Origin of the sequence: Oerskovia sp. NPDC057915 (assembly GCF_042887685.1) — a bacterium.
GTDB lineage: Bacteria > Actinomycetota > Actinomycetes > Actinomycetales > Cellulomonadaceae > Oerskovia.
The window spans coordinates 14,071-26,656 of sequence record NZ_JBHVOS010000017.1 but is presented as its reverse complement, the minus strand read 5'-3'; the positions used below and the strand labels follow the sequence as shown (position 1 = coordinate 26,656).

General features: G+C 74.0%; 10 protein-coding genes. 9 read left to right on the top strand and 1 reads right to left on the bottom strand.

The window, feature by feature from the left end:
• Nucleotides 1-90: 90 nt before the first annotated feature.
• Entirely contained in the window at nucleotides 91-594 is a 504-nt protein-coding gene (locus ACFVQ3_RS12565; RefSeq protein WP_056645206.1) for an inorganic diphosphatase, read from the bottom strand.
• 274 nt (nucleotides 595-868) lie between these two features.
• Here ACFVQ3_RS12565 and dacB point away from each other — a divergent pair, with 274 nt between their 5' ends.
• From dacB to ACFVQ3_RS12520, 9 genes are all read left to right on the top strand, one after another.
• Nucleotides 869-2,275, top strand: a complete 1,407-nt coding sequence (gene dacB, locus ACFVQ3_RS12560) for a D-alanyl-D-alanine carboxypeptidase/D-alanyl-D-alanine-endopeptidase (RefSeq protein WP_387639369.1) — start codon at nucleotides 869-871, stop codon at nucleotides 2,273-2,275.
• A gap of 147 nt (nucleotides 2,276-2,422) precedes the next feature.
• The gene (locus ACFVQ3_RS12555; RefSeq protein ID WP_387639366.1) at nucleotides 2,423-3,544 is read left to right on the top strand and encodes a zinc-dependent metalloprotease; all 1,122 of its coding nucleotides are present in this window, start codon (nucleotides 2,423-2,425) and stop codon (nucleotides 3,542-3,544) included.
• Nucleotides 3,545-3,593: 49 nt separating this feature from the next.
• Complete coding sequence (tilS, locus tag ACFVQ3_RS12550) at nucleotides 3,594-4,985, top strand: tRNA lysidine(34) synthetase TilS (RefSeq protein ID WP_387639364.1); 1,392 nt, start codon at nucleotides 3,594-3,596, stop codon at nucleotides 4,983-4,985.
• A gap of 5 nt (nucleotides 4,986-4,990) precedes the next feature.
• The gene (gene hpt, locus ACFVQ3_RS12545; protein WP_030144051.1) at nucleotides 4,991-5,545 is read left to right on the top strand and encodes a hypoxanthine phosphoribosyltransferase; all 555 of its coding nucleotides are present in this window, start codon (nucleotides 4,991-4,993) and stop codon (nucleotides 5,543-5,545) included.
• A 234-nt stretch (nucleotides 5,546-5,779) separates the two neighbouring features.
• Nucleotides 5,780-7,834: an ATP-dependent zinc metalloprotease FtsH gene (gene ftsH / locus ACFVQ3_RS12540; protein ID WP_387639361.1), complete on the top strand. Its 2,055-nt coding sequence runs from the start codon at nucleotides 5,780-5,782 to the stop codon at nucleotides 7,832-7,834.
• Between the two features lie 25 nt (nucleotides 7,835-7,859).
• Nucleotides 7,860-8,447 (top strand): GTP cyclohydrolase I FolE, encoded by a 588-nt coding sequence (folE, locus tag ACFVQ3_RS12535; RefSeq protein ID WP_387639566.1) that lies wholly within the window; start codon nucleotides 7,860-7,862, stop codon nucleotides 8,445-8,447.
• 79 nt (nucleotides 8,448-8,526) lie between these two features.
• Nucleotides 8,527-9,411: a dihydropteroate synthase gene (gene folP / locus ACFVQ3_RS12530; RefSeq protein ID WP_387639563.1), complete on the top strand. Its 885-nt coding sequence runs from the start codon at nucleotides 8,527-8,529 to the stop codon at nucleotides 9,409-9,411.
• Nucleotides 9,408-12,041: a 2-amino-4-hydroxy-6-hydroxymethyldihydropteridine diphosphokinase gene (gene folK / locus ACFVQ3_RS12525; protein WP_387639359.1), complete on the top strand. Its 2,634-nt coding sequence runs from the start codon at nucleotides 9,408-9,410 to the stop codon at nucleotides 12,039-12,041. The genes folP and folK overlap by 4 nt, the downstream gene beginning before the upstream one ends.
• Nucleotides 12,041-12,550 carry a DUF3180 domain-containing protein gene (locus ACFVQ3_RS12520; protein ID WP_387639356.1) on the top strand — a complete coding sequence of 170 codons (510 nt, stop codon included), beginning with the start codon at nucleotides 12,041-12,043 and terminating at the stop codon, nucleotides 12,548-12,550. The genes folK and ACFVQ3_RS12520 overlap by 1 nt, the downstream gene beginning before the upstream one ends.
• Nucleotides 12,551-12,586: the final 36 nt, after the last annotated feature.

Here is a 12,586-nt window from a genome sequence, read left to right as displayed (position 1 = left end):
AGCACGCCGTCACGGACGAAGGCCCGGTCCCCTCGCGCGAGGGGACCGGGCCTTCGAGGCGTCGGCGGTCGGCTGCGGCCGCCGGACAGGTCAGTGACCGGGCGTGTGGTACCCGCTGTCGATCGCGCGCTGGATCGAGCGCTCGATCTCGGCCTCGGCCTCGGTGCGGCCCGTCCAGTGGGCGCCCTCGACGGACTTGCCCGGCTCGAGGTCCTTGTAGACCTCGAAGAAGTGCTGGATCTCGAGACGGTGGAAGTCCGACACGTCGTCGATGTCCTGGCGCCATGCGGCGCGCTGGTCGCCCGTCGGCACGCACAGGACCTTGTCGTCGCCGCCGGCCTCGTCGCGCATGCGGAACATGCCGAGCGCGCGGCATCGGATCAGGCAGCCGGGGAACGTGGGCTCCTCGAGGAGGACCAGGGCGTCCAGCGGGTCGCCGTCCTCACCCAGGGTGCCCTCGATGAAGCCGTAGTCGTCCGGGTAGCGCGTCGAGGTGAACAGCATGCGGTCAAGGCGGATACGACCTGTCGCGTGGTCGACCTCGTACTTGTTGCGCTGGCCCTTCGGGATCTCGATCGTGACGTCGAACTCCACTGTTCTCCTCCAGTTGAACCGGCTCACCCGCTCGGTCGCGGTGTGGCGGTCGTGAATCGGCTGTCGTGCGCACGCGGCTCCGGCCGTCCGACCGGTGAACCCGGCCGGGTGGTGTGGACCACGAGGTCTCTGGCCAGCATGCGCCCTCTAGTGTGACACGAACGCCCTCGGTCGGCGGTGGCCGGGCTCAGGGGACAGCGCGCTTCCTGGGTGATAATGCGCACGTGAGCGGCGCGCCTGCGTGCGTCGACGGCAGGAGCGAAGAGGGGACAGCATGGGTTGGGTGGCACGGACGGGGATCACCGCCGGCATCGTGGTGGTGCTCGCGGGCGGCTATCTGACGGCGGACGCGTACGACGTGGTCCCCGGCATCCTGACGACGGCTCCTGCGGTCGCTCCTGCCGCACCCTTCCCGAGCCCTCCCGGTGCGGTCGACTCGGCCTCACCTGCGCAGACGCTCCCGGTCCTCGACGAGTCGGCCCCGCTGCCCGACGCGGCGGCGATCTCCGCCTCGCTCGACGCGCTGGTCGAGGACGCACGGCTCGGCAGCCGGGTGGGCGGTGTCGTGATGGACCGGATCACGGGCGAGGTGCTCGCGCAGAGCGGCGCCGACACCTTCATGGTCCCGGCCTCGACCCAGAAGGTCTTCACGGCCGCGGCGGCCCTCGCGTCCCCCGGGCCCGAGGTGACGCTCACCACGAAGGTCGTCGAGGTCGACGCCGGCACGATCGCCCTCGTCGGTGGCGGCGACATGATGCTCGCCGGGGGCGCAGGGGACCCGTTGGTCGTGAACGGTCGGGCCGGGATGGCCGACCTCGCGACGCAGGTCGCCGGCGAGCTCAAGCTCACGGGACGGACGACCGTGCGTCTCGTGGTCGACGACCGCTACTTCTCCGGTCCCACGGTCAGCCCCGCGGTGTTCCCCGGCAACGTCACGGCCGGTTACGTCGCACCCGTGACGTCGGTCGCAGTCGACATCGCCCGCCTGAGCGACGCGGAGTACGCCAAGCGCAGCGCCGACCCTTCGGTCGCGGCGGCCGAGGTGCTCGCGCAGCGCCTGACCGAGCAGGGCATCACGATCGACGGCGCTCCGGTCCGTGGTGAGTCCGCGTCGGCTGCCAAGGTCCTCGGGTCGGTCGAGTCCGCGCCGCTGGGCGAGATCGTCGCGTACTTCCTCCAGCACTCGGACAACACGATCACCGAGGTCGTGGGTCGCCTCGTCGCGATCGACGCAGGTCTGCCCGCGACGTTCGACGGCGCCACGCAGGCCGTGAGCGCGAGCGTCTCGCGCCTCGGGGTGGACCTGACGGGGGCCGTCCTCGCGGACTGCTCGGGGCTCGGCGACGGGTCTGCCGTGTCGGCCGCGCAGCTCGCCGCCGTGGTCGACCTCCTGGCGGACCCGGCCCAGCCGGGCCTGCGTCCCGCCGCGGTCGGGCTGCCGGTCGCGGGGCTGTCCGGCACCCTCGACGACCGGTACCTCGCGTCGCCGGGCAGGGGGGTCGTCCGGGCCAAGACGGGGAGCCTGCCGAACGTCACCTCCCTCGCAGGGACGGTCATCACCGCGCAGGACCGTCAGCTCGTGTTCGTGCTCCTCGCGGACGCCCTGCCCGACGGCGGCACGTACGGCGCGCGTCAGCTCATGGACGGCTTCGTCGGGAGCCTGGTGGGCGCGTCGGACTGACGCACCCGCCCGCCGACGGTGACCCACCGGTCCGCCGAGGGTGACGGTCCAGCCCGCCGACGGTGACCCACCCACCCGCCGAGGGGGACCCAAGCGCACCCCGACGGTGACCGTCACCCGGTCCCGCGCACCGGCTACGGTGGGGCGATGACGTCTTCCGTGGTCGGCGCGCCGCTCGTCGACTGGATCTCTGCCGCGCAGATCGCCGCCCGGGTCGCGCCCCCCGGGCCCACCGCCTCGCGCGACGAGCTCGCGGCGCTCGTGGAGGGGCTGCGCGAGGCGGCGTCCGCCGCGGTGCCGCACGTCCTGCGCGTCACGCGCATGGCACCGGGCAGGAGCGCTTCGCACGCCGAGGCGGCCGACGGCGGGTCCGCGGCCCTCTCGCAGGTCTTCGTCGTCGACCGGTCGCGGTGGGCCCGGGCAAACACCGAGGTCATGGCGAGCCTGACGGACGGTGTCGCGGAGTCGCTCACGAGCGCGGGCGACAAGCCCGTGTCGGCGACCACGGCGCTCGTCGGCGCGGCGCAGGTGGGGGCGGTCCTGGCAGCGCTCTCGAGCCGCGTCCTGGGCCAGTTCGACCCGTACAGCACGCACGGTGCGGCGGCCCCTGGACGTCTGCTCCTGGTCGCCCCGAACGTCCTGCAGCTCGAGCGCGACCTCGACCTGGTCCCCGCGGACTTCCGCCTGTGGGTGTGCCTGCACGAGCAGACCCACGCGCTCCAGTTCGCGGCGGCCCCGTGGCTCGCGGAGCACCTCCGGGCCTCGGCTCGTGAGCTGCTCGTGGGCCTCTCGGAGTCCTCGCGCCAGCTTGCCGAGGCGCGCCTGCGCGACAAGCTCACCACTGCCGGGCGGGTCGTCCTGCGGGCCGTGCGGGGGCAGGAGGGCGGGGTCGCCCACGGTCTGCTCACGTCCGACCAGCAGCGTTCGCTCGCGGAGGTGTCGGCGGTCATGGCACTCCTGGAAGGGCACGCCGACGTCATGATGGACGCCGTCGGGCGTGCGACCGTCCCCACGGTCCGCCGCATCCGGGCGCAGTTCGAGGCGCGTCGTGACGGGCAGGGCAGCAGCACGCTCGACACGGTCCTGCGCCGGTTCCTCGGCATGGACGCCAAGCTCGCCCAGTACCGCGACGGTGCGGCGTTCGTGCGCGGGGTCGAGAAGCAGGTGGGGCGTGACGGGCTCAACGCGGTCTGGTCGACCCCGGATCATCTGCCCTCCGCCCGCGAGATCGCCGACCCCGGGGCCTGGGTGCGCCGGGTCCACGGCTGACGCGCACGTGGTCGGTCCTCGTCCTGCCGAGGCGGCAGCGCGTCGCGCGGTGCGCAGCGCCGTCCGTGACCTCGTTCCCGGTTCGCTCGTGCTCGTGGCGTGCTCGGGCGGTGCGGACTCGCTCGCGCTCGCGGCCGCGACGGCCTTCGTCGCGTCGCGCGACGGGTTGCGTGCCGGGGCCGTCGTGGTCGACCACGGGCTCCAGCACGGCAGCGCGGAGGTCGCCGCCGTCGCGGCGGCGCAGTGCCGCGCGCTGGGGCTCGACCCGGTCGACGTCCGGAGGGTCGAGGTCACGGGCGGGGGTGGGCTGGAGGCGGCGGCACGCCAGGCGCGCTACGCCGTGCTCGACGACGTCGCTCACCGGACGGGTGCGGCGGCGGTCCTGCTGGGCCACACCCTGGACGACCAGGCCGAGTCGGTCCTGCTGGGGCTCGCCCGCGGGTCGGGGGCTCGGTCGCTCGCAGGCATGGCTGCCGTCCGCGGGACCTATCGGCGACCGTTCCTGGGGCTGCGGCGGACCGACACCGAGGACGTGTGCTCCGCGAACGGCCTGACCTGGTGGACCGATCCCACGAACGGGACGCCCGTCGCCCCGCCGGCCCCGGGCCGTCCGGTGGACCCGGGCGCCCGGACGGCCTCGGGCGCCGCGCCGGCCGCGAGCACGGCGTCGGAGGCTACCGCCGCACCGGGCACGGTCGGTCCGTCGGCGCGGCCCGCTGCGCCCCTGCCGCTGCGCTCGCAGGTGCGCGCGCGTGTCCTGCCCGTCCTCGAGGACGTGCTCGGACCGGGCGTCGCGGTCACGCTCGCGCGGACCGCGGACCTGCTTCGCGAGGACGCCGACCTGCTCGACGAGCTCGCGGACCGGCTGCTCGACGAGGCGCGCGTCGTCGAGCCGGCCGACGTGACCCCGGTGGCCGCCGCGGACCGAGCGGTCACCGCGGACCCGGCGGCCACCGCGGACCGGGCAGCACCCGCGGTACCAGCGGTCACCGCGGACCCGGCGGCCACCGCGGGCCTGCCAGCACCCGCGGAACCAGCAGCCCCCGCCGGCCCGGACGAGGAGACGCGCGCCGCGGGCCCGTCGGGGGACACGCCAGGCCCCGGGGGAGGCGGGCGGCGCGGCGACGAGGAGCCTCGAACGGGCGTCGCCCCTGTGGTGCTCGACACCGAGGTGCTGCGGTCCGCCCCGGCTGCGCTCCGCCGTCGGGCACTGCGACGGGCCGCGGTCGAGGCCGGGAGCCCCGCCGGATCCCTCTTCGCGAGCCACGTCGCGACCGTCGACGCGATGATCACCGACTGGCGCGGCCAGGGACCCGCGCACCTGCCGGGCGACCTCCGGGCACTGCGGACCCGTGGGAGACTCTTCCTACGGCCCGCGCGTCCCCTCTCGCCCGAGCGAACCGTGCCCGCCGCGACCCCAGCAGAACCAGCACAGGAGTGAAACCCGTGGACTCATCCGACGTCGGCAACGACCTCGAGAACATCCTCCTCACCGAGGACCAGCTCCGCGGGAGGCTGGTGGAGCTCGCCGAGCAGATCGACCGCGACTACGCGGGCAAGGACCTCCTCCTCGTGGGCGTCCTCAAGGGCGCCGTCATGGTCATGGCGGACCTCGCCCGCCTGCTGCACCACGACGTCGAGATGGACTGGATGGCCGTCTCGTCGTACGGGTCGGGCACCAAGTCGTCGGGCGTCGTGCGCATCCTCAAGGACCTCGACGCCGATCTCACGGGTCGCCACGTGCTCATCGTCGAGGACATCATCGACTCGGGCCTGACGCTGTCGTGGCTGCTGTCGAACCTGCGCAGCCGCGGCCCGGCCTCGGTCGAGGTCGCCGCGATGCTCCGCAAGCCCGACGCCGCGAAGACCGAGGTCGACGTGCGCTACATCGGCTTCGACATCCCCAACGAGTTCGTCGTGGGCTACGGCCTGGACTACGCGGAGAAGTACCGCAACCTGCCGTTCGTGGGCACGCTCGCCCCGCACGTCTACTCGTCCTGACGCGCTCCACCGTGCCCGTGCGGTGACGGGCGAGGGGACCACGGCTCGTCGCCGTGCGTCCTCCTCCCGTCACCCGCGGGCCGCCCGCGGCCCCGGCCGCCACCCGTTGCGGACGTCGCTCGTCGACGCAACGCCCTGGGCGAACAGACCAGCCAACTGCCAGGTTGTGCGTGTAACTTCACTGGCGGAACCATTGCGCGAGTGGAGGGATACGGGGAATCGTCCCCGTCGCCGATGAACATCAAGAAGATTCTCAGCGGACCGATCATCTGGATCGTCGTGGGCCTGGCGATCCTCGGGATCGCCTTCATGGCGCTGTCCGGACCCAGCGTCCACCGTGTCGACACCTCGACGGGGCTCGAGCTCCTCAAGGACGGCAAGGTCGAGCAGGCCCTCATCGTCGACGGCGACCAGCGCGTCCAGCTGACCCTCAAGGACGACTACGAGGTCGACGGCAAGTCCCAGGGCAAGAGCGTGGAGTTCTTCTACGTCGCTCCCCAGGGCGAGGCCGTCGTGAACGCCGTCACGGAGGCGGACCCCCCGAAGGGCTACAACTCCGAGATCGCGCGTCCCTCGTTCCTCGCGTCGGCCCTCTCGCTCATCCTGCCGTTCCTCATCATCGGTCTCGTCTTCTGGTTCCTGCTGTCCCGCATGCAGGGCGGCGGCTCCAAGGTCATGGGCTTCGGCAAGTCCAAGGCCAAGCTCGCGTCCAAGGACACCCCGCAGGTGACCTTCGCCGACGTCGCGGGTGCGGACGAGGCCGTCGAGGAGCTCCACGAGATCAAGGAGTTCCTCGCCGAGCCCGACAAGTTCCAGGCCGTGGGCGCCAAGATCCCCAAGGGCGTGCTGCTCTACGGGCCCCCCGGGACCGGCAAGACGCTCCTGGCCCGCGCCGTCGCGGGCGAGGCCGGCGTGCCGTTCTACACGATCTCCGGCTCCGACTTCGTCGAGATGTTCGTCGGCGTCGGCGCGAGCCGTGTGCGTGACCTGTTCCAGCAGGCCAAGGAGAACTCGCCGGCGATCATCTTCGTCGACGAGATCGACGCGGTGGGACGTCACCGCGGCGCCGGCATGGGCGGCGGGCACGACGAGCGCGAGCAGACCCTGAACCAGCTCCTCGTCGAGATGGACGGGTTCGACGTCAAGACCAACGTCATCCTGATCGCCGCGACGAACCGCCCCGACATCCTCGACCCCGCGCTGCTGCGTCCGGGTCGCTTCGACCGGCAGATCGCGGTCGAGGCCCCCGACCTCAAGGGCCGTGAGGCGATCCTCGCGGTGCACGCGCAGGGCAAGCCGATCGTCCCCGAGATCGACCTGGCCGCCGTGGCGCGCCGCACCCCCGGCTTCACGGGTGCCGACCTGGCCAACGTCCTCAACGAGGCCGCGCTGCTCACCGCGCGCTCGGGCGCCCAGCTCATCGACGACCGCGCCCTCGACGAGGCGATCGACCGCGTCATCGCCGGTCCGCAGAAGCGGACCCGCGTGATGAACGTCAAGGAGCAGAAGATCACGGCGTACCACGAGGGCGGCCACGCCCTGGTCGCCGCGGCCATGCGCTACACGGACCCCGTGACCAAGGTGACGATCCTGCCGCGCGGTCGTGCCCTGGGCTACACCATGGTCATGCCGCTCGAGGACAAGTACTCCACGACGCGCAACGAGCTGCTTGACCAGCTCGCCTACGCGATGGGTGGCCGCGTCGCCGAGGAGCTCGTGTTCCACGACCCGACCACGGGCGCCTCGAACGACATCGAGAAGGCGACCGCGATCGCCAAGAAGATGGTCACCGAGTACGGCATGAGCGAGCGCGTGGGCGCGATCAAGCTCGGCACGGGTTCGGGCGAGCCCTTCATGGGCCGCGACATGGGTCACACGCGCGACTACTCCGAGTCGGTCGCGGGCACGGTCGACCACGAGGTGCGCCGTTTCGTCGAGGCCGCGCACGACGAGGCGTGGGAGGTGCTCGTCCAGTACCGCGACGTCCTGGACCACCTGGTCCTGGAGCTCCTCGAGAAGGAGACACTGAACCAGGCCGAGCTCGCGCAGATCTTCGCGCCGGTCGTCAAGCGCGACCCCCGCGAGGTCTGGCTCTCGAGCGAGCAGCGTGCCGTCTCGCACCGTCCTCCGGTCCTGACCGACGCCGAGAAGGCCAGCATGCCCAAGGACCCCCTGGGCGAGCCGATCGTCGTCCCGCAGGACGAGGCCGCGGCCGCGAACGACGAGCTCCCGCCCGAGCGCATCGGTGAGGTCCCCGCGGACCGCATGGTCGACGACGGGCAGGTCTGACGTGACGGCACGGGCCGAGCAGGGTCTGCGGGCCGCGGCCGACGTCCCCGAGTACGACGAGGAGCGGGCCCGCGCCGCGGTGCGCGAGCTCCTCCTCGCGGTGGGGGAGGACCCGGACCGTGAGGGCCTCCAGGAGACCCCCGCCCGGGTCGCCCGCGCCTACCGCGAGATCTTCGCGGGGCTGCGCCAGGAGCCCGGCGACGTCCTGACCACCATGTTCGACCTCGGCCACGAGGAGATGGTCCTGGTCAAGGACATCGAGGTCTACTCGACGTGCGAGCACCACCTGGTGCCCTTCCACGGTGTCGCTCACGTGGGCTACATCCCGAACGCCGACGGCCGCATCACGGGCCTGTCCAAGCTGGCCCGGCTGGTCGACGTCTACGCCCGCCGCCCCCAGGTCCAGGAGCGGCTCACGTCGCAGATCGCCGACGCCCTGGTCGAGAACCTCGAGCCGCGCGGCGTGATCGTCGTGGTCGAGTGCGAGCACCTGTGCATGTCCATGCGCGGCGTGCGCAAGCCGGGTTCGCGGACCGTGACGTCGGCGGTGCGCGGCCAGATGCGCGACGGCGCCACGCGCGCCGAGGCCATGAGCCTGATCCTGGGACGGTAGGCACGCAGCAGTGCGGTACACACAGCACGACGGCGCGCTCCCCGACCTGCCCTTCGCGGGGATCGGCCGGACGCTCGTCATGGGAGTCGTCAACGTCACGCCCGACTCCTTCTCCGACGGCGGTGAGTGGTTCGAGCCGCGTGCGGCGATCGAGCACGGTCTCGAGCTCCTGGCCGAGGGGGCGGACGTCCTCGATGTCGGGGGCGAGTCCACGCGCCCGGGTGCCGGGCGCGTACCCGTCGAGGAGGAGCTCGCCCGGGTCCTGCCCGTGATCTCGGCCCTCGCGGACCGAGGGGCCGTGGTGAGCGTCGACACGACGCGGGCCGCGGTCGCCGAGCAGGCGGTCGCTGCGGGGGCGCAGATCATCAACGACGTCTCGGGGGGCCTCGCGGACCCGGAGATGGCCGCGGTCGCCGCCCGGACCGGGGCGGTCTTCGTGGCCATGCACTGGCGCGGTCACGCGGACGTCATGGACGACCTCGAGGTGTACGACGACGTCGTGACGGACGTGCGGGACGAGCTCGCGGCGCGCGTCGAGGCGTTGCGTGCGGCGGGCGTGCGCGACGACCGCATCGTCCTGGACCCGGGCCTCGGCTTCTCCAAGGCGGGCTCCACGAACTGGCCTCTCCTGACCCATCTGGGAACGCTGCGGGAGCTCGGTTTCCCGGTGCTCGTGGGCGCGTCCCGCAAGCGCTTCCTCGGGCACCTGCTCGCCGGACGGGACGGCACGCCCGCCCCGCCGCTCGAGCGGGACGCGGCGACCGCCGCGATCACGGCGCTCGCCGCCGCGGAGGGAGCCTGGTGCGTGCGGGTGCACGCCGTCCGGGCCTCGGCCGACGCCGTGCGGGTCGCCGCCGCGTGGACTCGGGCCGGTCGGACAGGGGAGGATGCCAGCGTGGGGCAGGCGGGGCAGAGCACGGACGACCACGGAACGAACGACAGCGACGACAGGAGTACGACGTGAGCACAGCGTTCGCAGGGGCGGTGCAGGGGTCCGACGGGCGCCCGCTCGACCAGATCCGGCTCACGGGGCTCAGCGCGACGGGCCACCACGGCGTGTTCGAGCACGAGCGCATCGAGGGGCAGCTGTTCCGTGCGGACGTGGTGCTGCACCTCGACACGCGCCCGGCCGCTGCCGGCGACGACCTCGAGGACACGGTGAGCTACGCGGTCGTCGCCGAGGACGTCGTCGCGGTGCTCGCCGGTTCGCCCGCCGACCTCATCGAGACGGTCGCCGAGCGGGTCGCCGCGGTCGCGCTGCGCCACCCGGCGGTCGTCGCGGTCGACGTCGCGGTCCACAAGCCGCAGGCGCCTATCGCCGTGCCCTTCGACGACGTCGAGGTCGTCGTCCGTCGTGACCGCGTCAAGGTGCCCGTCGTGGCCGACGAGGTCCCTCGCGTCGTGCCCATCCCGGTCGGGTCGATCACCCCGGCCGTGCTCGGGAACGTCGCCGTCTCGGAGCCGGCCCCGCCGCAGGACCAGCACGTCGTCATGCCGCCGTCGATCCCGCCCGTGTCTCCTGCCCCGGCGCCGGACCGCACGCCCGACCAGGGCGTCTTCGCCGCCACCTCCGAGGACCTCGGTCCGGCTGCCGGCGAGGCACCGCACACGGGCAGGGTGTCCGACCAGGAGTTCGTCGACGCCCTCGACTCGTTCTACAGCGCACCCCAGGACGCGTTGAGCGCCCCTGCGGAGACCTTCGAGCCCGTCGTCGAGCCCGCGCCGGTCGCTCAGCCGGAACCGTCCGAGGTCACCGGGGTCGCCGCTGAGCAGGCACCCCTCGCGGAGGCACCCCTCGCGGAGGCACCCCTCCACGAGGCCGTCGCGGCGCCGTCGGAGGTCGTGGCACCGACCGCCGCACCCGCGGCGGAGACCCCCGCGCCTGCGGCTCCGGACGCCTCCGCGGTCCCCGCGCCCCTCACGGTGCACGAGGTGCCCGCAGCGCCGGACGCGCTCTCGGAGGACGCGGCACCCGCGGCCGACGGACAGGTCGCGTCGGGTGAGCCCGCCCTGCCCGACGACGTCGCTCCCGTCCCGCACCAGGTCGCCGTCGAGCCCGCTGCGGCCGAGCACGCCCCGGACGAGCAGGTGCGGCCGGTCGCCGTCCCGGTCCCGGCCGAGCCCCTCCCGGCGTCCGCGCCCGTCACCGAAGCACCCTCGGCAGCGCCCTTCGCCGCCGAGGCCTCGAGCCTCGAGACGGGACCCGTCCCACCGCTGCCGGAGCCCGAGCCGCTCGCCGTCCCGGCCCCGTTGCCCGTGCGCGCCGCTCCGGAGGCCGCCGAGGCACCGGTCGAGCCGGAGCCCGCGGCTGAACCTGTCGCCCCCGAGCCGGAGCTCGTCCCGGCCCCCGTGCTCGACCGGCTCGACGAGGCTCCCTCGGGCTTCGTGCCGGTCGTGCTGGCGCTGGGCGCCAACCTGGGTGACGCCCAGCAGACGCTGCGCGACGCCGTGACCGACCTCGACCGGATCTCGGGCCTCGAGATCACCGACGTCTCGCCGCTCGCGCGGACCGCGGCCGTCGGCGGCCCCGACCAGCCCGACTACCTCAACGCGATCCTGCTCGCACGGACCACGCTCGCACCCCGCGCGCTCCTGCACGCCATCCAGGGGGTCGAGAACGCCCACGGGCGGGTCCGTGCCGAGCGCAACGGACCGCGCACGCTCGACGTCGACCTGATCGTCTTCGGCACGGTCACCGAGTTCACCGAGGACCTCGAGCTCCCGCACCCGCGGGCGCACGAGCGTGCCTTCGTGCTGGAGCCGTGGTCGCAGATCGCCCCCGACGCCGTGCTGCCGGGTCTGGGCGGCGGCCCCGTCGCTGCACTGGCAGCGACCGCGCCCGACCGCGGCGGCATCCGCTGGCTCGCTCTCGACTGGCTGACCGACGCCGAGCCCGAGCCCGAGGCGGCTCCGGTCACGTCCCGCGCCGACGAGTCACCTGTGGCACCCGCCGAGGCCGCACCGGCACCCCAGGCGTCACCGGCCCCCGAGGCGCCGAGCGCCGCGGACGTACCCGAGCAGACCACCGCCTCCACGCCGTCGCCGGCACCCGGCGGCGCGACGCCTCCCACGTCCCCGCAGGACACCGGGGCGTCCGCCGGGCACACGCCCGCGGAGGCCCAGGAGAACCCGTTCGTGCCGGAGCAGCCGGCGGCCCCGCCCGTCCAGGCCCCGACCCCGCAGGCCCAGCCGACCCCGCCCCGCCCCGAGCGTGCCGTGGAGGAACCGGGACCGTTCGTCCCGGCCTTCCACCCCGTGCACCCGCAGGACGGGCAGGAACCGCCGCACGCCCAGGTCCCGCCGCTGTGGGCCGACGTCTCCCAGTCCGCCCCGGCGGTCGAGCAGCGAGCCCAGGCGGCTCCCGCGCAGACGTCTCCGGCAGCCCCGGCCGCTCCCGCGCCGGCGGTGCCCGAGGAGCCGGTGACCCCGCAGTTCCACCCCGTGCACCCGGCGCCGGCGAGCCCGTTCGAGCCGCAGCCGGCCCCGGTGACCCCTGAGCAGCAGGGCGCGCAGCCGGCCCCGCCGACCCAGCAGGGCCCCATCACGGGCGTGCCCATGTCCTTCCCGGCCGAGCTGCGCGGCCCGTCGAGCTGATGCAACGCACCAAGGTCACGACGCTGCTGCTCGTCACGGTCGCCACGACCCTGGTCGGGTGGCTCGTCGTCGTCGGGCTGGAGCGCCGGGGCACCTACCTGCCGCACGTGCCCTGGGTCGTTGACGTGGCCCTGGTCGCGCTCGCCGGAGGAGTGCTCTGGGCGGGCTGGGCCGTGCGGTCCTACCTCAAGGGTCGGCGCCCGTCGCTCGACCCCTTGCGGGCGGCCCGGACGCTCGTGCTCGCCAAGGCGGCGGCCCTCACCGGCTCGCTGCTCGCGGGGTGGTACCTCGCGCAGGTCGTCGCCGTGCTCGGCGACCTCGCGATCGAGGCGCGGCGCGAGCGTGCGATCGCGGCGGGGGTCGCGGCGCTGTGCGCCGTGGTGCTCGCCGTCGTCGGGCTCGTCGTGGAGAAGTTCTGCCAGGTCCCGCCCGACGACACCGACCCCGCGAACGGCGGGCGGCCGCGCGCCGCCGGCGAGGCCGATCCCGAGGCCGGCGCGCCGGCCTGACGCGACGTCGGTCCTTCGGCCGACGCGCGGGCCGTG

Bases quoted from the DNA above. Each gene is read 5' to 3' on its own strand.
- dacB (WP_387639369.1), top strand. From the start codon at position 869: ATGGGTTGGGTGGCACGGACGGGGATCACCGCCGGCATCGTGGTGGTG.
- ACFVQ3_RS12555 (WP_387639366.1), top strand. From the start codon at position 2,423: ATGACGTCTTCCGTGGTCGGCGCGCCGCTCGTCGACTGGATCTCTGCC.
- ACFVQ3_RS12520 (WP_387639356.1), top strand. From the start codon at position 12,041: ATGCAACGCACCAAGGTCACGACGCTGCTGCTCGTCACGGTCGCCACG.
- ftsH (WP_387639361.1), top strand. From the start codon at position 5,780: ATGAACATCAAGAAGATTCTCAGCGGACCGATCATCTGGATCGTCGTG.
- folP (WP_387639563.1), top strand. From the start codon at position 8,527: ATGGGAGTCGTCAACGTCACGCCCGACTCCTTCTCCGACGGCGGTGAG.